This is a genomic window from Acinetobacter sp. 778_lipA, from assembly GCF_058242985.1.
The window spans coordinates 546,849-572,705 of record NZ_JBZAYT010000001.1; the positions used below are offsets into that span (position 1 = coordinate 546,849).

Genomic DNA, 25,857 nt, shown 5'->3' on the forward strand with positions numbered 1-25,857 from the left:
GAGAGGGGATGTCCAAGATAACGAGACGAAGGGTTCTGATTCTTTTTAAAAAAGAGTCAGAGAGGAATTCATAGATATTGAATATAGGTTTTAGAAATGAAAATTAGCGAAAATTGGCTTCGCACATGGGTCAACCCTGCAATTGATAGCGATACTTTGTCTGATCAACTGACCATGTTGGGACTCGAGGTTGATGAACTAGTTCCCGCAGCTAAACCATTTACAGGTGTGGTGGTTGGTGAGGTTTTAACTGTTGTACAGCATCCTGATGCAGATCGTTTACGTGTCACCACGGTGAATATTGGCTCGGGCGAACCTTTGCAAATCGTATGCGGTGCACCAAATGTACGTGTTGGTATGAAAGCACCAGTTGCAACCATTGGTGCAGTACTCCCAGGTGATTTTAAAATTAAAAAAGGCAAACTTCGTGGTGTTGAATCACAAGGAATGCTCTGTGGCGCTTCAGAAATTGACCTTGAAGATAAAATTGATGGACTGTTAGAACTTCCTGCTGATGCACCTGTAGGCACAAATATTCGAGAATATTTAAATCTTGATGATCATGTTATCGATATCAGCATCACGCCAAACCGTGGTGATTGCTTTAGTATTCGTGGGGTAGCACGTGAAATTGGTGTAATTAACCAATTACCTGTAACCGCACCTGAGATTCAAGACGTTGCTGCTACGCTTGCTGACCAGAAGCAAGTTGTTGTGACAACGGATGGTTGTCCTCGTTACTTAGGCCGTGTAATTAAAAATGTAAATACCAAAGCACCTACGCCAGAGTGGATGGAGCAAGCTTTAGCACGTTCAGGTATTCGTCAACACAGTATTCTTGTTGATATTACCAACTATGTACTTATGGAACTTGGTCAACCGTTGCATGCGTTTGATGGTGATGAGGTTCAAGGTTCAGTGCATGTGCGTCAGGCAAGTGCAAATGAAAAGCTTGTTTTGTTAAATGAACAAGAAATTGAATTGACCGAAGATGTTATGGTGATTGCAGATGATGTAAAAGCATTGGCGATCGCAGGCATCATGGGTGGTTTGTCTTCATCTGTTACAGATGAAACCACTGAGATTTTCCTTGAGTCTGCATTCTTTGCACCATTACATATCGCAGGTCGTGCACGCCGTTATGGTTTGCATACAGATGCGTCACAACGCTATGAACGTGGTGTGGATTTTGAATTGCCTATGATTGCAATGCAACGCGCTTCACAATTGATTCAAGCCCTTGCAGGTGGTGATTTCGGTCCAATTACCGTATCTGAAAAAACTGAATTATTGCCTAAACGTGAAGCAATTGAATTGAATCAAGCGCAAGTCGATCAATTGCTAGGTTATCAAGTTCCTACTGTATTTATTACAGATGCACTGCAACGTTTAGGTTGTAATGTGACTGTAAAAGCTGAAGGTGAATGGATTGTTGTTCCCCCATCACACCGTTACGATATGGCAATTTATCAAGATTTAATTGAAGAAGTTGCGCGTATACATGGTTATGACAATATTCAAATTAGTCTGCCAGTGATTGATGTAAAACTTGCTCAACATCAGGATCAATTTGAACTGACTCAATTACGTCAAACGTTAGTAACACTCGGTTATCAAGAGGCGATTAGTTTTAGTTTTGCAGATTTAAAACTTGAAAAACAATTGAATTCACAAGTAAATCCATTGGCGCTTGCAAATCCGATTTCAAGTGACTTGGCGGTAATGCGTTCAACTCTTCTTTCAAGCTTAATTCCGTGTGTTCAGTACAATATCAATCGTCAACAAAGTCGTGTACGTTTCTTTGAGCTAGGGCTACGTTTTGATTATCAAAACGCGAAAAGTATAGAAGATTTGAAACAGATTCCAACTTTGGCTATGATTGCCGTAGGATCAAAACAAATTGAATCTTGGCATGGAAAAGCTCAAGTTATGGATTTCTTTGATCTCAAAGGCGAGGTCGAAGAAATTTTAGCAGCTGGACGTGTTCAAGTTGAATATGTTCGTTCTGATCGTGAATGGTTACATCCAGGTCAGTCTGCGGAAATTCTCGTGGATGGTAAGTCAGTAGGTTATTTAGGTCGCCTACATCCATCTTTGGAAAATGCACTGGATTTGAGCACAACTTGGATCGCAGAGCTCGACCAATCGGCTGTTTTGCAAACTTATGTATCTAATTTTACAGAATTATCACGATTTCCATCGGTTAGACGTGATATTGCGCTTGTAATTAGTGATAAGATTAATGTTAGTGAAATTCAGCAACTTATCGAAAAAACGGGTGGAGAGCTTTTAGACTCTACTTGGTTATTTGATGTGTATACAGGGCAAGGTGTTGAACAAGGTAAACGCTCATTGGCATTTGCATTGTTATGGCAACATCCATCACGTACACTCGAAGATGCTGAGATTAAATCCGGTATGGATCATATTATTCAAGTGTTAGAAGACACTTATCAAGCGACATTGAGGGCCTCATGACAGCATTAACAAAAGCAGAAATGGCTGATCATTTAAGTGAGCTTACGAGTTTAAACCGTCGTGAAGCAAAACAAATGGTCGAGTTGTTCTTTGACGAGATTAGCCAAGCATTAATTGCAGGTGAACAAGTTAAACTTTCAGGTTTCGGAAATTTTGAGCTACGTGACAAACGTCAACGTCCAGGTCGAAATCCTAAAACTGGAGAAGAAATTCCAATCTCAGCACGCCGTGTTGTAACATTCCGTGCAGGTCAAAAATTTAGACAACGTGTGGGAACAGAACAAGAAGATTAATTGGTGCTCTTTATGTCGTAAGATGAAAGCTCTGTAATCTAAAAGTTTTGTAAGATAAAAACCCTGAGCAATATGCTTGGGGTTTTTTTATTGCAAAAATAAATGCCGCTAGAGTTGTATAAACTAGCTTTGTTGGAATGATTGTGACAAGGATTGATATCGTTTTATCATAATATTAAATGATCAACTGGATTTTTACGTAGACGAAGTTTTAGTTAAAACAAGGCGGGGGAATGTGTTGCAATTGTTGATAAGCAAAGCTCTTATGGCTAATAACTTTAATCTGAGAAAACTCTAAGCGTCTTTGTAAAAACACAAATAAGTAAAAATATTATAGTGTTGGCTAAGATTATCCGATTAGATCTGTTATTTTAAAGGATGATAATAAAAGTAAAATATAGTTCTAAGGGATTCGTGTTAGTACGGTCTAAAGAGGTTTAACTTGAAGGTGATATGGCTTGTTTCTGATTAATCCAATTTTAACAAAAAATATAGCAAAAAAAAGAGAACCTAAAAGGTTCTCTTTTCTTGATAACAATCTAAGCGATTATTATTGAGCAGCTGAAGCAGCAGCAGAAGCGTCTGCAGCAGCAGCAGTAGCATCAGATGCAGCAGCAGTAGCGTCAGCAGCAGCATCAGTAGCAGATGCAGCAGCAGCGTCAACAGCAGCAGTAGCTTCAGAAGCAGCTTCTACAGCTTGAGAAGCAGCAGCATTTGCGTCAGCAGCAGCTTCTTCAGTTTTTTTAGCACAACCAACGAAAGCTAAAGTAGTAGCAACTGCAGCAGCAATAGCGATTTTTTTGAATAACATGGCATCACTCTCATAAATTTAATTGAGACAAAAAACCCAAGTTAGCCTGTTTTTTGCTTTTTGCATGAGCAGTCTAACTGGTATGCGAATATGCTATCACTGCGCATTTTGAATTGCTACTGTTAATCTTAAAAAAACTGACCAAATTGATGAAAAAGTGATGTTTTTTTAACAGTATTTTACAATCAAGTTGCACTTTTAGATTGGTTTGTTGATAAATAAGCTATTAATAAATATAAAAAATATTGGTCAACAATTTATATATTTAAATATTTGCAATGTTCTGTAACGTTGAAGCTCGGTGATTGTATATTTATGTAAATAATGTCAACCAAATAAAAAGGCTACTATTAAAGTAGCCTTTTTAAATACTTATCGAATTAGTTCGCAGCTTTACGTTTCATTTGATCAAAGAAATCATCATTTGTTTTGGTTTCTTTCATTCGATCTAATAAGAATTCCATCGCCACTAATTCATCCATAGGATGAAGAAGTTTACGAAGAATCCATACTTTACGTAGATTTTCTTCATTCATGAGACGCTCTTCACGACGCGTACCCGATTTTTTGATATTCATTGCTGGGAAGACGCGTTTTTCAGCAATACGGCGATCAAGAATGATTTCTTGGTTACCTGTACCTTTGAATTCTTCGTAGATCACTTCATCCATTTTACTGCCTGTTTCAATCAAGGCGGTAGAAATAATGGTGAGAGAACCGCCTTCTTCGATATTACGTGCAGCACCAAAGAAACGTTTAGGGCGCTCTAAGGCATGTGCATCAACACCGCCCGTAAGTACCTTGCCAGATGAAGGAACAACCGTGTTATAAGCACGTGCTAAACGTGTAATTGAGTCAAGTAAGATTACAACATCTTTTTTGTGCTCTACCAGACGTTTGGCTTTTTCAATCACCATTTCAGCAACTTGGACATGGCGAGCTGGAGATTCATCAAATGTTGATGCAACAACTTCACCACGCACAGTACGTTCCATTTCGGTTACTTCTTCAGGACGTTCGTCGATCAAAAGTACAATCAAGAAGCATTCAGGATTATTACGCACAATAGATTGAGCAATGTTCTGTAATAACATTGTTTTACCCGCTTTTGGCGGTGCTACGATAATTGAACGTTGACCTTTACCAATGGGTGCAACTAAGTCCACTACACGCGCTGTCAAATCTTCAGAAGAACCATTACCCAATTCCATAACCAATTGCTCAGTTGGGAAAAGTGGTGTGAGGTTTTCAAATAAAATTTTATTGCGTGAGTTTTCAGGAGTGTCATAGTTAATTTGATTAACTTTTAATAATGCAAAGTAGCGTTCACCTTCTTTAGGTGGGCGAATCGTACCTGTAATCGTATCACCCGTTCGTAGATTGAAACGACGAATTTGTGAAGGACTAACATAGATATCATCCGGACCTGCAAGATAAGAACCTGCAGCGGAACGTAAAAAGCCGAAACCATCAGACAAAATTTCAAGAACACCATCACCAAAAATTTCTTCGCCATTCATTGCATGGCGTTTGAGGATGGCAAAAATGATGTCTTGCTTACGATTACGAGCCATTCCTTCAAGGCCCATAAACTCAGCAATTTTAATGAGTTCGCCGATCGGTTTTTTCTTGAGTTCAGTTAAATTCATAAATGGTCAGATTGAATAAGGATGTGTGGAACACAGATAAAGAGAAAAGAAGCAAAAGTCGCCAGCAGTGTAATAGGTGAGTTGAAGTTGTATAGACACAAAAACAAACTCAGAATCTATGTAGTTCTTTCGAGGAGAAATATGTAAAACAATTTCTGTTGCCGAACGGCGATCTTATGTGTTGTCCTTTAAGAAACAGGAAGAGAATCCTAATGTTCCTTGAGCATGGAATATAAGTTAGATCAACAAGTTTGTCAAATTATAGTCGAAAAAAAATACGCTAGAAAATCAAGCGTATTTCTCATTTTCCTAGATTTATACAAATAATGTATAAATTCAGCAAATTAAATATTTTCTTCAATGAATGCAGTTAATTTAGATTTTGGCACTGCACCAATCTGTTGAGCAACAACTTCACCATTTTTGAACATCAATAACGCTGGAATGTTACGAATGTTATAGTTGACAGCAGTTGCTTCACATGCAGTCACATCAACTTTAACGATTTTAACTTTACCTTCAAATTCAGTTGAAAGTACTTCAAGAACTGGTGCAATCGCTTTACACGGTGCACACCAGCCAGCCCAGAAATCTACGATTACAGGGATATCAGATTGAAGTACATCTGCATCAAAGTTGTCATCAGTGGTATTTACGATATTGCCAGACATGGATTTTGCTCCAAAATATTTTAAAGATGAATCTATCTATGGATATAAGTATTACATAGTCATCTTTAACAATGTAGGGGGATGCTTAAATTTTCATTCTAATTTGTGAGTTTGTCCAATTGATGCTCACGATATTTACAATCGGATCTTTAGAAAATCAGTGAAACTGTCACATAATTGTCATATATGCTGAAAAAATAATGACTCATCAAATTGTCTAAATAAATGGCTTTTAAAAAGCGTGTATGTGAATTAATCTAAGCAACAATTCAGTATGAGTTTGTATAAATAATGTCTGATTTTTTGATTGATGAAGAATTACTTGCCGCGATTGATATGGGGTCAAATAGTTTCCATTTGGCAATTGCTCGTGTGGATCATGGTGAAGTTAAGAAAGTTGCTTCTATGTCAGAAAAGGTTCAGCTTGCGGCTGGATTAGATGAAAATAAAAACTTAACTGAAGCTGCACAGCAACGAGGCTTGGCTTGCTTAGCGCGTTTTGTTGGACGTTTAAGTTCAGTACAGCCCACTCGCCTCAGAATTGTAGCGACAAATGCGCTACGTCAAGCTAAAAATGGGCATGAATTTATTCAAAAAGCAGCTGAGATCCTGCCAAAACCCATCGAAATTATTGCGGGACGAGAAGAAGCTCGACTTATTTACTTGGGTGTATCGCATACTATGGCTAATAGTGGTCGTCGTCTGGTGATCGATATTGGTGGTGGATCTACTGAATTGATTATTGGTGAAGAGTTTGAGCCGATTCATACCGAATCTTTACAAATGGGCTGTGTTGCTTTTACTAAAGCCTATTTTGCCGAGGGCGATATTAATAACAAGGCTTTTGATAAAGCTGTGGTTGCCGCACGAAAAGAATTGTCTTCGATTGCAAATACCTATAAAGCTGCGGGTTGGGATACTGTGGTCGGTTCTAGTGGAACCATCAAAGCGTGTCGTCAAATTGCTGTCAATATGGGCTGGAGTGATGAGCAAGAAAATCTTACTCGAGAAGGTTTAGAAAAGTTAAAAGATAAATTGCTGAAATTTAAAAATATTTCAGATATGGAGTTTGAAGGCTTAAAAGAAGACCGTCGAGCTGTATTACCTGCGGGTTTAGCGATCCTTTATGCTGTTTTTGAAGTCTTGAATATTGATAAGCTGGTATATTCTGATGGGGCATTACGTGAAGGTGTAATGTATGACTTATTAGGCCGTTTCCAACATGAAGATATTCGGGATCGTAGTGTACAGGCAATGATGGGGCGCTATGGTGCAGATGCAAAACAAGCTGAGCGTGTCGTAGAAACAGCACAACATTTGTTTAATGCCGTGGCTAGTACATTAAATTTAAACAGTGATGATAGTGATCTTTTGCGTCGAGCTGCTTATTTGCATGAGATGGGCTTAGCCATTAGCCATAGTGGTTATCAAAAACACAGTGCTTACTTATTACAACATTCAGACATTCCTGGTTTTTCACAAATTGATCAAAACCATTTGTCACATTTGGTCGCTCATCATCGTCGTAAATTGCGAGTAGATGCCAAATTAGAAGTGCTAAAAGTGGGCGGCAACAAGCTTGTGTACTTGTGTTTGTTACTCCGTCTTGCTGTTTTACTGAATCATAGTCGTAGCGATGAGATGCTTCCTGCCATTGAATTGGCGGTAGAGAATGAGCAACAATGGCAACTCAGCGTTTCTGGTGATGCCAAACAATGGCCATTGCTGGTTGCAGATTTGCATGATGAGCAAGTGCAATTTAAGCATTGGGACATTGAATTGAATATTCAGTCGGAACAGTTTATCGATTAACTTAAAGGTTTTGTGATGATGGAATGATCAATCATTTCATATCACTTAAACCTAAACTTCCGATGCGTAATCCATCGGTGAATTAGGGATAATACTCGACTTATGAAAAATAAAGCTGCTCAATCTCAAGCTTGGAAAACGGTTCAAATTGCACGTCACCCTGAGCGTCCGCAATTTTTGGATTACGTAGGCGAAATCTTTACTGAATTTGATACCTTGCATGGTGATCGTCTATATGGTGATGATGGTGCAATGGTGGGTGGTTTGGCCCGTTTTAACGGTCTACCAGTGATGGTTGTGGGTCAACACCGTGGTCGTAGTACGCGTGAAAAATTACAGCATAACTTTGGGATGTGTAATCCTGAAGGGTACAGAAAGTCTCAACGCTTACTTGATATGGCGGAACGCTTTAACCTTCCTGTATTTACTTTTATCGATACGATGGGGGCATACCCTGGTATTGGTGCTGAAGAGCGTGGTCAAGCGGAAGCAATTGCAACAAGTTTGGCGCAACTTTCAAGCCTTAAAGTGCCAGTGATTGCGACAGTTTTGGGTGAAGGCGGTTCTGGTGGTGCTTTGGGGATTGGTGTTGCTGATCGCGTCATTATGCTTTCGCACAGTATCTATTCTGTGATTTCTCCTGAGGGTTGTGCATCGATTCTATGGAAAACTGCGGATAAAGCTGAACAAGCCAGTGAAGCACTTGCATTAACTGCCAATAAACTGAAAGAAATTGGCATTGTTGAATATGTGGTTGATGAGGGTGATGGCGCTCATTTGCATCCTTTTGAGGTTATGGAAAAACTTAAGGATGTGTTAAAACAAGCGCTTGATGAATTACAGCCAATGACTGCGGAAGAACGATGCGAAGCACGTTATCAACGTTTAATGAAGTTTGGCAGCAACAATTTAGGTCTTGCTTCTTAAAACAGTATTCTCAATTTCCTGAAGATACCCGTTTCTTAATCGGATGTAGCGGTGGTATGGATTCCATGCTATTGCTACATCTGATGGCACAGCTTTTTCCTGAGCGAATTCGTGCAATTTATGTCAACCATCAACTGCAAAAAGTCAGTGATGAGTGGGCTGATTTTGTTGCTCAACAATGTACAGCGCTTAATATTCCTTATATTCTTCAGCCAGTTCAAGTCGCTCAAGGCAATCTTGAGAATCAAGCACGTGAAGTGCGTTATCAGGCTTATTTTCAGCATATAGATAAAAATGAGGTATTGGTTCTTGCTCACCATCAGCAAGATCAGGCCGAAACGTTAATGTTACGCTTGTTGTCAGGTGCGGGGGTTACAGGTCTATCAGCAATGCAATCCATCGATCAGCGCGATCAATTGCTGATCTGGCGGCCTTTACTTGATACTTCCCGTGAGCAGATTTGCCAATGGGTTGAGCAACTGAAAATCGATTATGTGGATGATCCTTCTAATTTAGATATACATTATGACCGTGCATGGTGTAGACATGAACTTTGGCATATTTTGCAAAGTCGTTATCCTAAAATGCAGCAAGCATTGGCACGTACTAGCTATTTAATGCAAGATGCTGATGAAATTCTCAATGAGGTAGTACAGCAGGATTTAAAGTTCTGTGGTCATCCTACACAATTGGATTTAGCCAAATTGGCATCACTTTCCCCTGCTAGACAGCGGCAACTTCTCTCAATGTGGATGAAAGGTGAAGGGACATATCGCCCAGCTTTGGACATGGTGCAAAGGCTACAAGATGAGGTAATTGAATCTAAGACAGATGCGCAAGCCGCTTTACATTGGAATCATTTTTATTATTTACGCTATCAAAATCAGCTTTACCGAATTGAGCAAAACCAATATTTAGCGTCAAAATCTAAACAATTGCCTCAAGAACAGGAAGTTCAATTTCAGCTTCATCAACAACTACAATTCACATCTGGTGTGTTTCAGATCGAAAGCTCTAAAATGGGCCTGGCTTTTGCACTGTTCAATCATAAGCTAACATTAAAGCCGCGTTTAGGTGGTGAAAAAATTCATCTTTATGGCAGAGTAGGTGCTTGGCCTTTGAAAAAAGCTATTCAAGAAGCACATATTTTTCCGTGGATGCGTCATACAATTCAAATATTAAGTGTAGATAATGTTATGCTTGGTGTGTTTACACCAAATGGTTTTTGGTTGGCGCAATCTGAATATTGTGAAGTGGGTGGATGGCAACCAAATTTAATCTCTGAGTTAAAAAACTAAGGTCGAGCGTGATTCATGAGTGCAGCGTTAAATTGTAATATTACTTTTATTGGTGGTGGGAATATGGCACAAGCCCTAATCGGTGGCTTGTTGAGTCGTGGATTACCTGCAACACGTATTACAGTTTCTGACCCCTTTGAAAATATTCGACAATTGCTACAAGAAAAAGATGTGCATGTGACTGACGATAATATCGCAGCAATTAAAAACGCCGATATCGTTGTTTTTGCTGTAAAACCTCAAGTTTTGGGTGGAGTGCTTAAACCATTAAAAGGTTTACTCGAAGATAAATTATTGATCTCAATTGTTGCAGGTGCTGAAATTCAAACAATTTCAGACTTAACGGGTAGTGAGCGTATTGTTCGTGTTATGCCGAATACACCTGCTTTGGTTCAAACTGGTGCACATGGTATTTTTGCTCAAGAAGAGGTCAGTGTTAAAGACCGCGAATTGGCAACACAAGTACTTGCTTCGACAGGTTTAACGATCTGGGTGACTTCTGAAGCGCAAATTGATGCTGTGACTGCTGTTTCTGGTTCAGGCCCTGCATATTTCTTCTATATGATGGAAAGCATGATTCGCGCTGGAAAAAATATGGGTTTAGATGAAAAGGTTGCGACCGCTTTAACTTTACAGACAGCACTTGGTGCAGCACAAATGGCAATTACCAGCTCAAATGCGCCATCGGAATTGCGTAAAAATGTGACTTCTCCAAACGGTACTACACAAGCTGCTTTAGAAGTATTTGATCGTGCTCAAATTTCTCAAAATATTCAGACAGCTTTAGCTGCTGCGCAGAAGCGTAGTCAGGAACTGGCTCAAGAATTAAGTGACAGCATTAAATAATTATTGATTTTTAGGAACGTTCCAGTATGGGTGCAAATTCTGCGCAAATTTTTGGCATTATTATTAACGTAGCGATTTTGCTCGTATTCTTTCGTTTTTTAATGCAATTGGCCATGGTGAGTCCATACAATCCAGTGGTGATGTCGACAGTCAAAGCGACAAAAATTGTGGATATGTTTGGTCGAATTTTTCCGCCTTTAGCCAAAGGGCGAGTAAATACAGCTGCATTAGTTTTGCTGGTGGTGTTATATCTGCTTAAGATTTTTGGAATGATGTACTTGCAAGGTGCAATACCTAATAGTCCTGTACATTTGATCATTCTAACTTTTGTAACCATGATCCAAGACCTGATTCGTTTTTGTCGCTATTTAATTTTTGCGACCATTATTCTTAGTTGGGTGGTGATGTTTACCCAGTCGAGATCACCTTATATTGAAGTGATTCAAGAGCTTGCCGAGCCATTATTGGCGCCGTTCCGCCGTATCATGCCAAATATGGGAATGATTGATCTTTCTCCAATTCTAGCGATTTTGGCATTGATCATTGCTGAAAAAGTTATGGATTATGCTGCGATTGCGTTGTTAACAGGCCTTTAACTTACCAGTTTAAATAGCAAAAGGACTCAATAGAGTCCTTTTTTTGTGAGTATTAAAAATATAATATTGAGTATGTTTTCAACAAAAGATGATCTCTCCCTAACTTTTTCTAGAAAGTTAGGGAATAGTCTAAAGGCTTAATGTGCTTCACCCCAATTCTTGCCTTGACCGACTTCAACAACTAAAGGTACCGATAAGGTAACGACCTTTTGCATCACATCTTTAATCTGTGCAGCCAATTTATCTGCAATAGCCTCATCAACTTCAAACACCAATTCATCGTGTACTTGAAGTAAAAGTTTCGCCTGATTTTGAGGTAAGATTTTATTGACTTCAATCATCGCCATTTTAATAATTTCAGCAGCAGAGCCTTGGAGTGGGGCATTAATCGCAGCACGTTCCGCACCTTTACGCACCATCATATTTCGAGCATCAATATCTGGTGTATATAAGCGACGACCTGTAATGGTTTCTACAAAACCTTGTTCCAGTGCGACTTGGCGGGTACGTTGCATATACTCATAGATACCCGGATAACGGTGGAAGTATTGCTTAATATAGTTTTGCGATTCTTCACGAGTAAAGCCCAGTTGACGAATCAAACCAAACTCAGACATACCGTACAATAAACCAAAGTTAACAGCTTTCGCTTGGCGGCGTTGATCAGAGGTCACATTTTCTAGCGCGACACCCAAGACCTCAGATGCTGTACGACGGTGTACATCTTGCCCATTTTGAAAAGCATCAACTAAAGCATCATCTTGTGAGAAATGCGCCATTAAACGTAATTCAATTTGTGAATAATCGGCTGCCAAAAGTACACGACCTTGAGGTGCGATAAAGGCTTTACGAATCTGACGACCAATTTCCTCACGTATCGGAATGTTCTGTAGGTTTGGATCGGTTGATGACAAGCGTCCTGTTGCTGTTAATGCTTGATGGTAACTGGTATGGACGCGGTGGGTATCGGGATTGGCTTGTTTCACTAAGGCTTCGGTATAGGTACTTCTAAGCTTAGTTAAACCACGATACTCAATGATTAGTTCAGTAATTGGATGATCGATTTTTTCTAAAACTGCTTCAGAGGTACTGTATTGTCCCGTTGCGGTTTTTTTGCCACCTTTTAAGCCTAATTTTTCAAATAAAACTTCACCGACTTGTTTGGGTGAACCGACATTAAAAGATTCGCCTGCAATTTCGATAATTTGATTTTCAAGATTTTGAATGGTATTGGCAAAGTCTACACTGAGCTGATCCAAGAAGCTTAGATCAAGTTCTATCCCATTTTCTTCCATGGTTGCCAAAACACTGGCTACAGGCATTTCAATGTGATGTAAAATATTGATCAGTTCAGGAATTTCTTTCAGCTTACGTTCCAGAACTTCATATAGGCGGTATGTGACATGTGCATCTTCTGCTGCATAATGTCCAGCGGTTTCAATCTCGATTTGATTAAAGGTCTTTTGTTTTGCACCTTTACCTGCAACTTGTTCAAAAGTTGTGGTCAAATGGCTCAGATAAACGCGCGCAACATCATCCATACCATGGCGTGTTGTCACTGCATTCAATACATAAGAGGCCAGCATGGTGTCAAAATACCAACCTTGTAAATGAATACCGTGATTTTCAAAAATATGCGCATCATATTTTAAATGATGTCCAATTTTTTCAATACTTGGATCTTCAAGAATCGGTTTGATTTGCTGAATAATCGCATCGCGATTGAGTTGCTCAGGAGCACCTTCATAATCATGTGCTAAGGGGATGTAATAAGCATCATTGGCATCAAAAGCTACTGAAAAACCAACCATTTCAGCGATACGATAATCTAAGCTTGTGGTTTCAGTGTCAATTGCAAAACGTTTTTCTGTGCTTAAGCGTTGGAAGAGCTTATCCCATGCTTCTTGACTTAAAATAGTATGATAAGTGGCTTCACCAAGACGGTCATCAACACTTGAACTTGTGGCTTGATCTGTAATTTCACTTTCAACAGGTTGTTCGGTTTTGCTAATACTTTGAGTTGTTTGTTTATAGGCGGGGCTATTTGGATTATTGGGATGATCAAGCGATTGTAATTGATTACGGAATTCAAGTTCAGTATACAAACTACGCAATGCTTCAACATCAGGTTCACACAGCTTTAAATCATCATAGGTCAAACTTAAATCGAGATCGATAACAATACTTGCTAATTGATGATCAAGCGTAATTCCTTCAACATTGTCTTTTAAACTTTGTCCAACTTTACCTTTGATATTATCAACATTTTCCAAAATACCAGCAATCGTACCATACTCATTTAACAGTTTAGCGGCAGTTTTTGCACCTACACCCGGTACGCCACGAATACCATCAGAGGCATCACCCATTAAGGTTAAATAATCAATAATTTGATCTGGGCGGACGCCAAATTTTTCGATTACACCATCGACATCCATCGGTTTGTCTTTAAAACTGTCTTCAAGGGTAACCTTATCAGTGACCAACTGGGCCATGTCTTTATCACCCGTAGAAATCAAAACTTGATGACCAGCTTTTTCAGCACGTTTTGCCAAGGTTCCAATAATGTCATCAGCTTCAGCACCAGGAAGCGTATGTAATGGAATACCTAAAGCACGGATCAAGGCATGCAAATAAGGAATTTGTTGTGACAATTCTTCTGGCATGCTTGGACGGTCACCTTTATATATCGGTGACAGCACATGACGAAAGGTGGGTTCAGGTGTGTCAAAAATAACCGCCATATGTGTTGGTTGCACACGACGCATCAGTTTTTGAATTGCAGAAATTGCCCCACGAATCGCATTGGTCTGTAATCCAGTTGATGTGGTTAAAGGTGGGAGTGCATGAAAAGCACGAAATAAAAAGTATGACCCATCGACCAATACAAATGGTGGCATTGATATTTTCCTAATTCAAATAACCGCTTTATTGTACGTGATTTTTTACGCTTGCGAAGATGCAACAGTCATCCTTGTGTTACTGAATATCTGATGAATTCACATAATCATCAAGCAAGGCTGTTGTATTATCGAGTTACTCAGGATCGAGAAAGATGAAATATGCTCAAAGGGCAGAGTGAAATTCGTATCATTTGGTTAATGATGTTGATCATTATTGCAGTCAGTGCATGGTTTTTGGATGCACGAATATTGACATACATCAGTGGTTTAGCATTTGTCATGAGTGTGATGCAGTATGTTGATGCGATTCAAGATCCATTGCAAGAGATTGCACAGCAGACATTATTTCCATTACAAAGCACTTCAAAAGTGCCTTTGTATATTTCTTCGATTGTTGCTGTTGTAGGGCTAACACTGCATTTGAGCTGGATGGTTGGTTTAGGTCTCACAGCTTGGATTTTCTTTTTCTTACGCTGGTTACGCCGTTTAGAGCGTTATTTAACTCAAGTACAATTACAAATTCAACATTTGAACTTTTCAGAACATACATCCCCAGATTTAAACCATCCGCTATCGATTAAACAAAGTATAGCGATGAATAAAGACTCTTCCCTGAACTTAATGGGACAAATTCGCCAATGGATTTTTCAAGGAAATCCTGTTTTAAAAGTTGCGATCTTGGTTTTGGTGATTGGCATTGTGTTATTGCTACGTTTTGCGACAGAGCATTGGCAATTAAGTTTAGCAGTCAAACTTTCAATCGTTGCTTTGTCCAGTGGAGCAATCACCACATTGGGAGTGTTGCTACAAAATAAAAATCGTAGTTTTGCCTTAGCAATAGAGGGGTTGGGGCTTGCTGGATTATTTTTAACCTTATTCTTTGCCTATTACAATCAGTTGCTTCCGAGTCTTTATCTGGCAAGTTTATGTTTTGCTGTAATTATGGCATTGACACTGAGTTTAAGCTTAAAGCAGCAAAGCGTGGAATTGGCATTGATGGCAGTCCTTATCGCATATATTGCGCCATTTACGTTGCCTGTGCGAAATGCAACGGTGGCGGAACTGATGGCTTATTATTTAGTGATTAACATTGCAATTGCTGTACTTAGTACCTTAAGACCTTGGAAATATTTAAATCAGATCGGATTTTTAGTGACAGTCATCATTGGTGGTGGTTATGCTTTCTATTATGGATATATTCAAGAAAAACAGTTACTCACAATACTCATTTTTGCACATCTCTCCGTATTCATTTGGCTTGGTTTTCGATTCAGTCAATTGATCGCCAAACAGGACCTGGAGCAATTTAAACTTAAACCCAGTTTAGATGTTGCGTTGATTTTTGGGGCACCGATAATTGGCTATTTATTTATATATTTAATGTATTTTCACCAAGAGCTTATCCTTGCTGGATTTAGCCTTGGTTTTGCTGTGGTGTTTGCAGGAATTTACCAACTTTCTAAACGTAATCAATCTATTCAACTGATTTCTCAAAGTTATTTTAGTTTGGCATTGATCTTTATTGCTTTAATTCCACCGATTCTTCTGCATGGTCAGTGGAGCGTGGTGGGTTGGGCTGTTGAAGGCTTATGTATTTTTGGCTTTGCTTTATATCGACAATCAGTGATCAGTCGTTATATGGCGATAGCCTTGTTGATTGTTGCAGGTTGTTCAAGCCTTTATTACTTATTTGAATTGCCTGATTTTCCAACCACGATGTATTGGTGCTTAAGTTTAAGCTATATCGCTGTGGTGTTATTGGCAAATAGTCGTGATGATTTTCGCAAACAGATCAGTTCAGTAACGACCTTGTTTTTAAGCCTGCTGATGATTTCTGCAACCACGATGATTCTTGCATTATTGCTTGATCACCTAGAGGGAGAAAATCGATATATATACACTGTATTGATTGTGGTTGTCGCTTATCTGTTGATGAATGAATTGATGTTATGGCTAAAGGCTCGATCAACATGGTTGATTCCAAAATGGATTGGGGTAATTCCTGTCTATGTATTTACACTCATTTTATTATTGGATATTAGTAAAGATGGCATGTTGCTATGGACTAGTGATATTGAACGATGGGGGATCGCAGTTTCAGGTTTAGTGCTAGCGGCAGTATGGTTAAGACCTGCAAAAGGGATACAGTTTGAAAGTGAATGGCTAAGTTTAGGTGTTTTAGTTAGTTTAAGTCTAAGCAGTCTTAGCTTGATTGCAACGATGCCTTATATCAGCGTAGTCATTTTACCTTTAGTGTTTTGTGGATGGTGTTTCTTTCAGAAAAAATCAGAATGGACGATGTTCTGGCAGACGCGAAGTAGTTTATTACTGATGCTGATTTGGATGATTTGTTCTCAGCTATTTTCACAGCAAGCATTTCAAGGATATTTATTACCAATCTTAAATCCATTTGATTTGGTTAGTATCGCCATGTTAATTGGTTTTTTCTGGATGCTGTATCTTCAATTTAAGCAAGGTATAAAGCAGGGAATAGACCATGGGATACTTGCTGTTCTGTGTGTTTTAAGTTTGTTGTGGCTGAGTAGCTATATTATTTTAAGAGCTTTACATGTGTATTTTGCTACACCTTATAATCAACTTAGTCTATGGCAAGATGCCACTACACAACTGAGCTTAACCTTGCTTTGGGTGAGCTTAGCTTTTATCGCAATGAGCTTTGCCAGTCGTAAGTTTTTACGTCCTTTATGGATTTTAGGGGGGAGTATTTTGGTGATTGTCACCTTAAAATTGGTGCTATTTGATTTATCACATATTGGAACATTAACTCGAGTGGTTTCTTTCTTGGGGGCGGGTTTTGTGATGCTGATTATTGCTTATATTGCCCCGATTCCTGATCAGAAAAATTTAAATCATTAATTATGGATTGAGTGATAATTTAGGTTGTTCAGTTGAAAGCAAAATAAAAGAGGCATTTACTATATAGTAAATGCCTCTTTTTAAGTTTAAGTATTGAGATACTTAAAGAATTTCAATTGCTAGAGCAGTCGCTTCACCACCACCAATACAAAGGGCCGCAATCCCTTTTTTACCGCCAGTACGTTTTAAAGCATGAATTAAGGTCAAAATAATGCGCGAACCTGTAGAACCAACAGGATGACCTAGGGCACATGCACCACCGTGAATGTTGACTTTTTCAGCGTCCAGTTTAAATTCATCGATTGGGCACATAGTGACCATCGCAAATGCTTCATTGATTTCCCATAAATCAACATCTTGAACATCCCAACCGGTTTTATTCAGGACCTTTTGGATTGCACCTACAGGAGCAATGGTAAACTCAGATGGATGCTGTGAGTTTGAAGCATATGCAACAATTTTTGCTAATGGTTGGAGCCCTTTTGCAGCAGCATGATCCGCAGAAGTTAATACAAGTGCAGATGCGCCATCTGAAATTGAGCTGGCATTCGCAGCCGTGATAGTTCCATCTTTGGCAAATGCAGGACGTAAGGTAGGAATTTTTTCGATATTGGCATTAAATGGTTGTTCATCTTGATCAATAACAACATCACCTTTACGGCTTGAAACCGTCACAGAAACGATTTCATCTTTAAACCAACCTTCAGTAATAGCTTTTTGTGCACGCTGTAAAGAACGAATCGCAAAATCATCCATTTGTTGACGTGTATAGCCTTTTGTATTTGCCATATCTTGTGCAAATGAACCCATTAGGCGACCCGTTTCAGCATCTTCTAAACCATCAAAGAACATATGGTCTTTTACTTCACCATGTCCCATGCGATATCCGCTGCGGGCTTTAGGAAGAAGATACGGTGCATTGGTCATAGATTCCATTCCGCCAGCAACAATGACGTCTGCCGAACCTGCTTTGATCGAATCCGCAGCTTGCATGACTGCTTTCATCCCTGAACCACACAGTTTGTTAATGGTTACAGCACCCGTTGTATCAGGTAAGCCAGCTTTGCGCATCGCTTGACGTGCAGGACCTTGTTTTAAACCAGCAGGTAATACACACCCCATAATGACTTCTTGTACATCGTTTGGTTGTAATCCAGCACGGGCAATGGCTTCTTTAATTGTCGCAGCACCTAAGTCAGGTGCAGTCAAACTGGTCAGACTTCCTTGAAAACCACCCATAGCTGTACGGGCACCATTAACAATTACGATGTCAGTCATTGTTCTATCTCCAAATGATTATTCTGTGAATATATCCAAAACCTAAGCAGTATATAAAAAATAGTGTAAGAATAAAGTCTAGGTATTGAATATATGCTGACCGTAGAGAACAGTTTTTAACATTCGGGTCGTGGTCCTAAATTTATAGCTCCCATTCGTCCGATTTTGTATCGTTTATTATTTTCGACATCATATTGACTGCAATAATAGAAACTTCCAGGTGAACCTCTGGGTAGGCCAGTATCACCTTGTAAAGTTAACGCATCTCTACTGCTTGCACTTCCAATCCATGTCAGTGTGCCATATTTAATTTTATTTTCAGTTTTTAGGAGTATGTGGTCTCCAGCATCAATCTGTTTATTTTTATTTTTATCTGTAAAAATAAGTAATCCTTTATTCCATTTGTCTTTTTCACATTGAATTAAATCTTCAGATGAACAAATGACCACAGTTGTATGTCGGACCAAAGCTTGACTTCTTGCATAAGAAACATGTTGCTGTATTTGTGCTGAAACAGCCCTAATCTCTTGTTTCTGCATCCAATTATGATAATGCGGTAAGCAGATTAAGCTGATAATTGCAATAATACAGATTATGGTAATTAGTTCGAATAAGGTAAGACCTTGCTCTTTACAATAAAAATACATCATTAGGTCTTCTGTTAAGTCTTGTTTTTTATTTGAAAAATAATGATTTTTCTATTAAATTTAATTGAAATGTTAACGTAGTAAAATATTTATTACTATCGGTTTCTTTTACTGCTAAAATGCATGTAGCAAAAAGATAAGCGATCCACGCAAAAAAATTGAGTAAAATGTTACCGAATTACAACGGAAATTGTAAGTAATTTTGTCAATAATTTACTTGATTAAAGTTATCAAGCACTTGGAAAAAGCCTCAAGTGTTTGTATGATTCAACGTGAGTAGCTTAAAAATAATACTGGGGTATTAAAATTTATCTCAGGATAGCCAATAAATTTTAGGCTAAGCTTGAACAACAATTGTTATCTCTGGAGGATATCCATGAAATTGAGTCGTATCGCACTTGCTATGCTTGTTGCTGCTCCATTCGCTGCTGCTAATGCTGGTGTAACTGTTACACCTTTACTACTTGGTTACACTTTCCAAGACTCTCAACACAACAATGGTGGTGATAAAGGCGAGTTAACTAACGGCCCTGAATTACAAGACGATTTATTCGTTGGTGCTGCACTTGGTGTAGAACTTACTCCATGGTTAGGTTTTGAAGCTGAATATAACCAAGTTAAAGGTGACCTTGACGGTACTGGCGTAGCTGGTTCTGAATACAAGCAAACTCAAATCAACGGTAACTTTTATGCTACTTCTGATTTGATCACTAAAAACTATGACAGCAAAATCAAACCGTATGTATTGTTAGGTGCTGGTCATTACAAGTATAAACTTGATGACATGTCTTACCATAACAACGAAGAAGGTACTTTAGGTAATGCTGGTGTTGGTGCTTTCTGGCGCTTAAACGATGCTTTATCTCTTCGTACTGAAGCTCGTGGTACTTATAACTTTGACGAAAAATTCTGGAACTATACTGCTCTTGCAGGTCTTAACGTAGTTCTTGGTGGTCACTTGAAGCCTGCTGCTCCTGTAGTAGAAGTTGCTCCAGTGGTTCCAGTTGCTCCAACTCCAGTTGAACCAGCTCCACAAGTTCTTACTGAAGATTTGAACATGGAACTTCGTGTGTTCTTTGATACAAACAAATCAAACATCAAAGATCAATACAAGCCAGAAGTTGCTAAAGTTGCTGATGCGTTAACTACATTCCCGAATGCGACTGCTCGTATTGAAGGTCATACAGATAACACTGGTCCACGTAAGTTAAACGAACGTTTATCTTTAGCTCGTGCTAACTCTGTTAAATCAGCGCTTGTAAGCGAGTACAACATTGATGCATCTCGTTTGTCTACTCAAGGTTTCGCTTGGGATCAACCGATTGCTGACAACAAAACTAAAGAAGGTCGTGCTATGAACCGTCGTGTATTCGCGACAATCACTGGTAGCCGTACTGTAACTAAATAATCCTTTATTTAGTGAATAAAAAAGCGACTCAATTGAGTCGCTTTTTTATTTAAAGTCCTTATAATTATAGAATATTTAAATAAAACTGAATCAGAAATTAATAATTACAGGTTAACGATGAAATATATCATTTTAGGACTGGTACTCATGGCATTAAATGCCTGTACGTCGACATCAATAAATCCAAATCGTGTCTCAATCCAAAAACAATATCCAAATGAAGTGAAGTCATTGAAAAATGGGCTGTCTATATATTTTCAACCGAAATCGATAGATATTGAAGCTGAGTATAAACCCGCTTTGTCTGTTGCTTCAAAATTATTGAAAGACAATAAAAATTTTGTTCTCTACATTGAAGGTCATACAGACAGTACAGGCTCTTTGGCTACAAATAATAAAGTATCGTTAACACGCGCAAATATTGTGAAAGATTTTCTATTAAATGAATATCAAGTGAATCCAGAGCAATTGATTACACTTGGTTTAGGACCAATAAAGCCAATTGCTGATAATAAAACGGCAGAAGGTCGAGTAAAAAATAGACGGGCAACAGTGACTTTAAAAATTAAGTAATTTTGATAAAGCATCATAATTCAATCTTATAACGTTATAATTGTTGATTGTGATTTCTACAAGTTTGAAAATTGAATGAGTGTACAACTGCCTAAAGCCTTATTAGACCTAGAATCAAATTGCGGTATTTTTGCTGTTTGGATGTTATTGCAAAATTACTCAATTCAGTTAGATACTCAACAGCTGGTTAAACTTTGTCATCACGATGCAGAAGATGGTACTTTTACGATTGGCTTAGCTGTTGGGTTGAAAAAATTAGGTTTTGATCTCGCTTTTTATACAGATGAAGACTCAAATATTCATGAAAAAGAAATAGTCCGTTATCAAGACGCGAAAAGGTTAGAGTTGCAGATCAGTCCAGCGCTAAGCTATGAAGAAATTCAAGACTATACTGAACAAGGGTGCAATATCATTGTTTTTTATGACACTTTAGAAGGCATTGGAAATCATTCGTTGGTTTATTCGATAAATGATCAGGAAATTTGTTTCTATGATAATTTTGAAGCCATGCCGAAAGTGGTCTTTGAGCAACAACGGCTAGCTGAGGGAATCTGTCAGCAAGTGATTGTGATTTATCCCGATATTCCACCTGTACGTTATTGTTAATCCAATTAAAAATGTGAATCTCAGTAAATCGAAATTTACTGAGATTTGTGATAAAAATTGAGGGCTATTTCGGCTTTAGCCTTTAATACACAATACTTGTTTTAGTGTATGGACCACATCAATCAAATCATTTTGATTGGCCATAACTTGATGAATATCCTTGTAGGCACTTGGAATCTCATCAACCACACCTTTATCTTTACGGCACTCAATGCCTGCTGTTTGTGCAATTAAATCTTGCTGATTAAACAAATGCTTGGCTTTAGAGCGACTCATTTTACGTCCTGCGCCATGTGAGCATGAACAAAACGAATCTGGATTACCTTTGCCTTTAACAATAAAAGATTGCGCGCCCATTGAACCGGGGATAATCCCATATTCATCGAGCCCTGCACGAATTGCACCTTTACGTGTAACAAAGACATCTTCACCAAAGTGAAGTTCTTTCTGTACATAATTATGATGACAATTAATCGCTTCTTTGGTCATTTGAAAACTTGGTAATAAAGGGCGGATCGCTTCTAAAATTAAACGCATCATCTCACGTCGGTTTTCAAAAGCATATTCTTGTGCCCATTCTACAGCTTCCACATAATCATCGAAATTCGTTGATCCTTCTGCAAAGTAGCTCAAGTCTTTATCAGGCACGTGACCAAAACGATGCTGCGCTTCTTTCTTGGCACGTTCGATAAAGTAAGTACCAATCACATTCCCTAAGCCACGACTACCTGAATGTAGCATGATCCAGATATCTTCATTTTCATCAAAACACAATTCAATAAAGTGATTACCACCACCTAGGGTACCGAGTTGCTTTTGCCATGTAACATCAAAACTGCGCAACATACGTTTTAAAGCAGGGTGTTTATCTGTAATTCGCTGGAGCTTTTTATCTAAGGGTGAAAGTGTAGAAGCTTTGGCTTTGATTTGTTTGTGCATTTCAAAGCCGACAGGTACTTTTCTTTCAATAGCATTGCGTAAAGTACTTAAATTATCGGGCAACTGATATGCTTTTAGACTAAGTCTTAATGCATTCATACCGCAACCGATATCCACGCCAACCGCAGCAGGAATGATGGCATTCTTGGTTGGAATAACACTTCCCACTGTTGCACCTTTACCTAAATGTACATCTGGCATGACTGCGATATGCGAATGAATAAATTGTAATTGTGCCATTTTTCGCAGTTGCGTTAAGCTTTCTTCATCCACATCTTTTGTATAAATTTTTACAGGAACGCCATATTCTGCTTTGGCGTTTAAAATCATTTGTATGCTCATTTTTTTTCTCGAAGCAAATTTTTTATTGTCCGAAGGTGGTTAAAATTCTATTGTCAAAGCAATGATCTATTCAGATTTTAAAGACAATAAAAAAACCTAGCGAATGCTAGGTTTGACTGACATTCGGACACTTTGATTAATTCAGTGCCCGTGAGTAGACGACTGCTTAATCTTACTTTAAAGTTTTCTCAAATTGATGCATGTCGTACTCCTATATTTTTTGATTTAAAATCAAGGGTGAAAATTCTGATTGAACACTATCCAATGGGCATCATTCTATAAATAAAAAAAACTTTGTCAATAAAACATAGTAAATTAATTTTTAGTTCAGGTGGAATTACTTATGTAAAAATAATAAAGCAGCTAGAAAGCTGCTTTATTCATATCAAATGATTTACTCTTTTTCGACTTGAATCGGTTGTACATCCATTTGATCATAAGCAATCAATTTGGATTTGTGTTTCCATTTATAACCAAGCCAAATAACAAGGAACAAGGGAATACTAATATAAGTAGACAATACACTCATCCATTTTCCATCAAGTACAGCTTCTGCATTTTGACCAAGAATAATAATGGCGCAAAGAACAAATGCAAACCACGGACCAAAAGGAAAGAATTTTGCACGATAAGCTAAATCTTCAAGTTTATAACCTTGTGCTAAATAGCCTTTACGGAAGCGATAATGTGAGATTGCGATACCTAACCAGACAATAAATCCGCACATACCTGACATGTTTAACAACCATGTAAATACGACACTTTCACCAATAAAGGTGGTTAAGAAGCACAGTGCTGCAATTGCAGTGGTTGCATACAGTGCATTCATGGGTACACCGCGAAGATCGAGTTTAGAGAAAACTCGTGGTGCTTTACCTTCACGTGCCATATCGAACAACATACGTGTTGATGAATACATACCTGAGTTACCAGCAGACATAATTGCAGTCAAAATCACGGCATTCATTAAGCCCGCTGCAAATGCTAAACCTGCTTTTTCATATAACAGGGTAAATGGTGACAGGGTAATGTTTCCATCACCTTCCGCAGCAAGTGCAAGGTTTGGATCTGTATAGGCAACCAATGTACCAATAATAAAGATACACAATATATAAAATAAAAGAATACGCCAAAAGATTTGTTTAATGGCGATAGGGATGGTTTTTTTCGGATCTTTAGATTCACCCGCTGCAACGCCTACCATCTCTGTTCCTTGGAAAGAGAATCCAGCGATCATTGCCACACCGACTAAGGCTTGAAAACCACCGACAAATGGCGCTTCACCAACAGTCCAATTTTTGCTAATTGAATCTGTTGGATCTAACATGATTTTACCAATCATGAATAAGCCAATGACAATAAAGAAGATGATGGCAATCACTTTAACCAGTGAAAATAAAAATTCACTTTCACCAAAACCTTTTACAGTTAATGCATTGATAAAGAAGATAATCGCAAGGAATAGCGCACTCCACCAAAATCCAGGGATATCGGGAAACCAAAATTTCATGATGAATTGAACGGCAACCAATTCAAATGCAACAGTAATGGCCCAGTTATACCAGTAGTTCCAGCCCAGTGCGAAACCAAAACCTTCTTCTACATATTTATTACCATAGGTAAAGAATGCACCTGATGTTGGATTATGGGTTGCAAGTTCACCTAAACTGGTCATCAAGAAATAAATCATGATACCAATCAGAACATAAGCAAGTAATGCACCACCAGGACCAGCTGTGGCAATCGTTTGACCAGAAGCAAGGAATAACCCTGTACCAATAGAACCGCCAATGGCGATCATGTTTAAATGTCGTGCTCCTAGCTTCCGCTGGAGTTGTTGGGGATGATCTGTTTCGCTCATCGTTATTCCTTACTACTTTTTTGAGTGTTGGCTAACAGCACTTTAAAGCCTTGTTGATCTGCTTTAGTCGTACATTGACTAAAACTCTGCTCAATGAGTAATGGGTAATTTAGGAAGCGGTTTGCCACAATCCATAATTCACCACCTGATTTTAAATGTCGTCTAGCAGTTTTACATAACGTTTCACTGGCATTGTAATCTGTTTGAATACCTTGGTGAAATGGAGGATTACTCACAATCGCATGTAAGAACAATGGTGCATCCTCAATCCCTGTGACTGCTTTTATTTCAAGTTGTTCTAAAGGTAAATTATTTTTTTCAAAGGTCATTCGTGTTGATGCTAAAGCAAAAGCATCGACATCTAAAGCAAAAATGCGATTTTTCGGATTAAGTTTACTGAGATAAGCACTGATGACGCCAGCACCACAGCCAAAGTCTGCAATTTTTCCAGAAGTGACCTGCTTGAGATAAGGTAAAAGAACCCCAGTTCCAATATCGAGACGATTTTGGCTAAACACACCCGGAAGTGCACAAATGCTAAGTTCTCCAGCAGGTGTTGGAACATTATAGACATGCGCCCATTCTGCTAATGGTTTTGCAGTTACAGTTTTATCTGTAGTGAGTTGCCACATTTGACAATGACGTGCACTATCAAGCTTGATGGCTTGACCATAAGGTTGGAGTTGCTTTGCTGCGCGTTCTACACCACCTTTTTTCTCTCCAACTAAGAAAATCGAAGCACCAACGGCTAAACGACTGACTAAATTGTGCAATATATAGTTGAGTAGTTCTTTTGACTTTGGAACAAAAACAACAGCTTGATCAAATTCAGCTTCTGGCAGGTCAGTACCAAAATGTACCTTTGCCTGCTGATTCTGAAAATATTGAAACTCATTGTAATTCCAAGTCCAAATGCTTGCTTCGATGTTATGAGCTAAATTTGAAAGTAGATCATCCTTTGCTGCATTTACAAATAGCACGCGTCCAGAAAGGTAGTCATGCTGTCGAATGACAACTTCGCTTTTTGGCTCCATATTCACCA

20 protein-coding genes are annotated in these 25,857 nt (G+C 38.6%); 11 read left to right on the forward strand and 9 right to left on the reverse strand.

Annotated elements, in window-relative coordinates:
- Nucleotides 1-96: 96 nt before the first annotated feature.
- The gene (gene pheT / locus AC4CUY_RS02645; protein ID WP_490773637.1) at nucleotides 97-2,478 is read left to right on the forward strand and encodes a phenylalanine--tRNA ligase subunit beta; all 2,382 of its coding nucleotides are present in this window, start codon (nucleotides 97-99) and stop codon (nucleotides 2,476-2,478) included.
- Nucleotides 2,475-2,771 carry an integration host factor subunit alpha gene (locus tag AC4CUY_RS02650; protein WP_004723042.1) on the forward strand — a complete coding sequence of 99 codons (297 nt, stop codon included), beginning with the start codon at nucleotides 2,475-2,477 and terminating at the stop codon, nucleotides 2,769-2,771. Before pheT ends, AC4CUY_RS02650 begins: the two co-directional genes overlap by 4 nt.
- A gap of 550 nt (nucleotides 2,772-3,321) precedes the next feature.
- Here the strand turns inward: AC4CUY_RS02650 and AC4CUY_RS02655 are convergent.
- From AC4CUY_RS02655 to trxA, 3 genes are all read right to left on the reverse strand, one after another.
- A complete protein-coding gene (locus tag AC4CUY_RS02655) occupies nucleotides 3,322-3,582 on the reverse strand; it encodes a hypothetical protein (protein WP_034609976.1) in 261 nt (86 codons plus the stop codon).
- A gap of 380 nt (nucleotides 3,583-3,962) precedes the next feature.
- On the reverse strand, nucleotides 3,963-5,231 hold the full coding sequence (gene rho / locus AC4CUY_RS02660) for a transcription termination factor Rho (protein ID WP_336953367.1): 1,269 nt from the start codon (nucleotides 5,229-5,231) through the stop codon (nucleotides 3,963-3,965).
- A 344-nt stretch (nucleotides 5,232-5,575) separates the two neighbouring features.
- On the reverse strand, nucleotides 5,576-5,902 hold the full coding sequence (gene trxA / locus AC4CUY_RS02665) for a thioredoxin (RefSeq protein ID WP_004723035.1): 327 nt from the start codon (nucleotides 5,900-5,902) through the stop codon (nucleotides 5,576-5,578).
- A 291-nt stretch (nucleotides 5,903-6,193) separates the two neighbouring features.
- Here trxA and ppx point away from each other — a divergent pair, with 291 nt between their 5' ends.
- The 5 genes from ppx (at nucleotide 6,194) to AC4CUY_RS02690 (ending at nucleotide 11,381) form a co-directional block, all read left to right on the forward strand.
- On the forward strand, nucleotides 6,194-7,714 hold the full coding sequence (gene ppx, locus AC4CUY_RS02670) for an exopolyphosphatase (protein ID WP_419359104.1): 1,521 nt from the start codon (nucleotides 6,194-6,196) through the stop codon (nucleotides 7,712-7,714).
- 102 nt (nucleotides 7,715-7,816) lie between these two features.
- Nucleotides 7,817-8,641, forward strand: coding sequence for an acetyl-CoA carboxylase carboxyltransferase subunit alpha (locus tag AC4CUY_RS02675; RefSeq protein WP_336953365.1), 825 nt, complete (start codon nucleotides 7,817-7,819; stop codon nucleotides 8,639-8,641).
- Nucleotides 8,578-9,939 (forward strand): tRNA lysidine(34) synthetase TilS, encoded by a 1,362-nt coding sequence (gene tilS, locus AC4CUY_RS02680; RefSeq protein ID WP_419359106.1) that lies wholly within the window; start codon nucleotides 8,578-8,580, stop codon nucleotides 9,937-9,939. The genes AC4CUY_RS02675 and tilS overlap by 64 nt, the downstream gene beginning before the upstream one ends.
- A 15-nt stretch (nucleotides 9,940-9,954) precedes the next feature.
- Nucleotides 9,955-10,785 (forward strand): pyrroline-5-carboxylate reductase, encoded by an 831-nt coding sequence (proC, locus tag AC4CUY_RS02685; protein ID WP_336953363.1) that lies wholly within the window; start codon nucleotides 9,955-9,957, stop codon nucleotides 10,783-10,785.
- A gap of 26 nt (nucleotides 10,786-10,811) precedes the next feature.
- A complete protein-coding gene (locus tag AC4CUY_RS02690) occupies nucleotides 10,812-11,381 on the forward strand; it encodes a YggT family protein (protein ID WP_004723028.1) in 570 nt (189 codons plus the stop codon).
- Nucleotides 11,382-11,518: 137 nt separating this feature from the next.
- Here the strand turns inward: AC4CUY_RS02690 and polA are convergent, their stop codons facing one another.
- Nucleotides 11,519-14,281, reverse strand: coding sequence for a DNA polymerase I (gene polA, locus AC4CUY_RS02695; RefSeq protein ID WP_336953362.1), 2,763 nt, complete (start codon nucleotides 14,279-14,281; stop codon nucleotides 11,519-11,521).
- Nucleotides 14,282-14,443: 162 nt separating this feature from the next.
- On the opposite strand from polA, the gene AC4CUY_RS02700 reads away from it, so the two are divergent.
- Nucleotides 14,444-17,161, forward strand: coding sequence for a DUF2339 domain-containing protein (locus tag AC4CUY_RS02700; protein WP_490773638.1), 2,718 nt, complete (start codon nucleotides 14,444-14,446; stop codon nucleotides 17,159-17,161).
- A 102-nt stretch (nucleotides 17,162-17,263) separates the two neighbouring features.
- On the opposite strand, the gene AC4CUY_RS02705 is transcribed toward AC4CUY_RS02700, so the two are convergent.
- The gene (locus tag AC4CUY_RS02705; protein WP_419359111.1) at nucleotides 17,264-18,439 is read right to left on the reverse strand and encodes a thiolase family protein; all 1,176 of its coding nucleotides are present in this window, start codon (nucleotides 18,437-18,439) and stop codon (nucleotides 17,264-17,266) included.
- A gap of 116 nt (nucleotides 18,440-18,555) precedes the next feature.
- Nucleotides 18,556-18,978, reverse strand: a complete 423-nt coding sequence (locus AC4CUY_RS02710; RefSeq protein ID WP_490773639.1) for a GspH/FimT family protein — start codon at nucleotides 18,976-18,978, stop codon at nucleotides 18,556-18,558.
- 484 nt (nucleotides 18,979-19,462) lie between these two features.
- On the opposite strand from AC4CUY_RS02710, the gene omp38 reads away from it, so the two are divergent.
- The 3 genes from omp38 (at nucleotide 19,463) to AC4CUY_RS02725 (ending at nucleotide 21,673) form a co-directional block, all read left to right on the forward strand.
- Complete coding sequence (gene omp38, locus AC4CUY_RS02715; protein WP_056514838.1) at nucleotides 19,463-20,494, forward strand: outer membrane protein Omp38; 1,032 nt, start codon at nucleotides 19,463-19,465, stop codon at nucleotides 20,492-20,494.
- A 117-nt stretch (nucleotides 20,495-20,611) separates the two neighbouring features.
- On the forward strand, nucleotides 20,612-21,067 hold the full coding sequence (locus AC4CUY_RS02720) for an OmpA family protein (RefSeq protein ID WP_490773640.1): 456 nt from the start codon (nucleotides 20,612-20,614) through the stop codon (nucleotides 21,065-21,067).
- A gap of 75 nt (nucleotides 21,068-21,142) precedes the next feature.
- Complete coding sequence (locus AC4CUY_RS02725; RefSeq protein WP_490773641.1) at nucleotides 21,143-21,673, forward strand: cysteine peptidase family C39 domain-containing protein; 531 nt, start codon at nucleotides 21,143-21,145, stop codon at nucleotides 21,671-21,673.
- Between the two features lie 75 nt (nucleotides 21,674-21,748).
- Here AC4CUY_RS02725 and AC4CUY_RS02730 read toward each other — a convergent pair whose 3' ends face one another.
- The 3 genes from AC4CUY_RS02730 to AC4CUY_RS02740 form a co-directional block, all read right to left on the reverse strand.
- A complete protein-coding gene (locus AC4CUY_RS02730; RefSeq protein ID WP_490773642.1) occupies nucleotides 21,749-22,954 on the reverse strand; it encodes an RtcB family protein in 1,206 nt (401 codons plus the stop codon).
- Nucleotides 22,955-23,348: 394 nt separating this feature from the next.
- Nucleotides 23,349-24,815: an amino acid permease gene (locus tag AC4CUY_RS02735; RefSeq protein WP_419328062.1), complete on the reverse strand. Its 1,467-nt coding sequence runs from the start codon at nucleotides 24,813-24,815 to the stop codon at nucleotides 23,349-23,351.
- A gap of 2 nt (nucleotides 24,816-24,817) precedes the next feature.
- Nucleotides 24,818-25,849 carry a methyltransferase gene (locus AC4CUY_RS02740; protein ID WP_490773643.1) on the reverse strand — a complete coding sequence of 344 codons (1,032 nt, stop codon included), beginning with the start codon at nucleotides 25,847-25,849 and terminating at the stop codon, nucleotides 24,818-24,820.
- Nucleotides 25,850-25,857: the final 8 nt, after the last annotated feature.

Bases quoted from the DNA above. Each gene is read 5' to 3' on its own strand.
- pheT (WP_490773637.1), top strand. From the start codon at position 97: ATGAAAATTAGCGAAAATTGGCTTCGCACATGGGTCAACCCTGCAATT.
- AC4CUY_RS02650 (WP_004723042.1), top strand. From the start codon at position 2,475: ATGACAGCATTAACAAAAGCAGAAATGGCTGATCATTTAAGTGAGCTT.
- AC4CUY_RS02655 (WP_034609976.1), bottom strand. From the start codon at position 3,582: ATGTTATTCAAAAAAATCGCTATTGCTGCTGCAGTTGCTACTACTTTA.
- rho (WP_336953367.1), bottom strand. From the start codon at position 5,231: ATGAATTTAACTGAACTCAAGAAAAAACCGATCGGCGAACTCATTAAA.
- trxA (WP_004723035.1), bottom strand. From the start codon at position 5,902: ATGTCTGGCAATATCGTAAATACCACTGATGACAACTTTGATGCAGAT.
- ppx (WP_419359104.1), top strand. From the start codon at position 6,194: ATGTCTGATTTTTTGATTGATGAAGAATTACTTGCCGCGATTGATATG.
- AC4CUY_RS02675 (WP_336953365.1), top strand. From the start codon at position 7,817: ATGAAAAATAAAGCTGCTCAATCTCAAGCTTGGAAAACGGTTCAAATT.
- tilS (WP_419359106.1), top strand. From the start codon at position 8,578: ATGCGAAGCACGTTATCAACGTTTAATGAAGTTTGGCAGCAACAATTT.
- proC (WP_336953363.1), top strand. From the start codon at position 9,955: ATGAGTGCAGCGTTAAATTGTAATATTACTTTTATTGGTGGTGGGAAT.
- AC4CUY_RS02690 (WP_004723028.1), top strand. From the start codon at position 10,812: ATGGGTGCAAATTCTGCGCAAATTTTTGGCATTATTATTAACGTAGCG.
- polA (WP_336953362.1), bottom strand. From the start codon at position 14,281: ATGCCACCATTTGTATTGGTCGATGGGTCATACTTTTTATTTCGTGCT.
- AC4CUY_RS02700 (WP_490773638.1), top strand. From the start codon at position 14,444: ATGCTCAAAGGGCAGAGTGAAATTCGTATCATTTGGTTAATGATGTTG.
- AC4CUY_RS02705 (WP_419359111.1), bottom strand. From the start codon at position 18,439: ATGACTGACATCGTAATTGTTAATGGTGCCCGTACAGCTATGGGTGGT.
- AC4CUY_RS02710 (WP_490773639.1), bottom strand. From the start codon at position 18,978: ATGCAGAAACAAGAGATTAGGGCTGTTTCAGCACAAATACAGCAACAT.
- omp38 (WP_056514838.1), top strand. From the start codon at position 19,463: ATGAAATTGAGTCGTATCGCACTTGCTATGCTTGTTGCTGCTCCATTC.
- AC4CUY_RS02720 (WP_490773640.1), top strand. From the start codon at position 20,612: ATGAAATATATCATTTTAGGACTGGTACTCATGGCATTAAATGCCTGT.
- AC4CUY_RS02725 (WP_490773641.1), top strand. From the start codon at position 21,143: ATGAGTGTACAACTGCCTAAAGCCTTATTAGACCTAGAATCAAATTGC.
- AC4CUY_RS02730 (WP_490773642.1), bottom strand. From the start codon at position 22,954: ATGAGCATACAAATGATTTTAAACGCCAAAGCAGAATATGGCGTTCCT.
- AC4CUY_RS02735 (WP_419328062.1), bottom strand. From the start codon at position 24,815: ATGAGCGAAACAGATCATCCCCAACAACTCCAGCGGAAGCTAGGAGCA.
- AC4CUY_RS02740 (WP_490773643.1), bottom strand. From the start codon at position 25,849: ATGGAGCCAAAAAGCGAAGTTGTCATTCGACAGCATGACTACCTTTCT.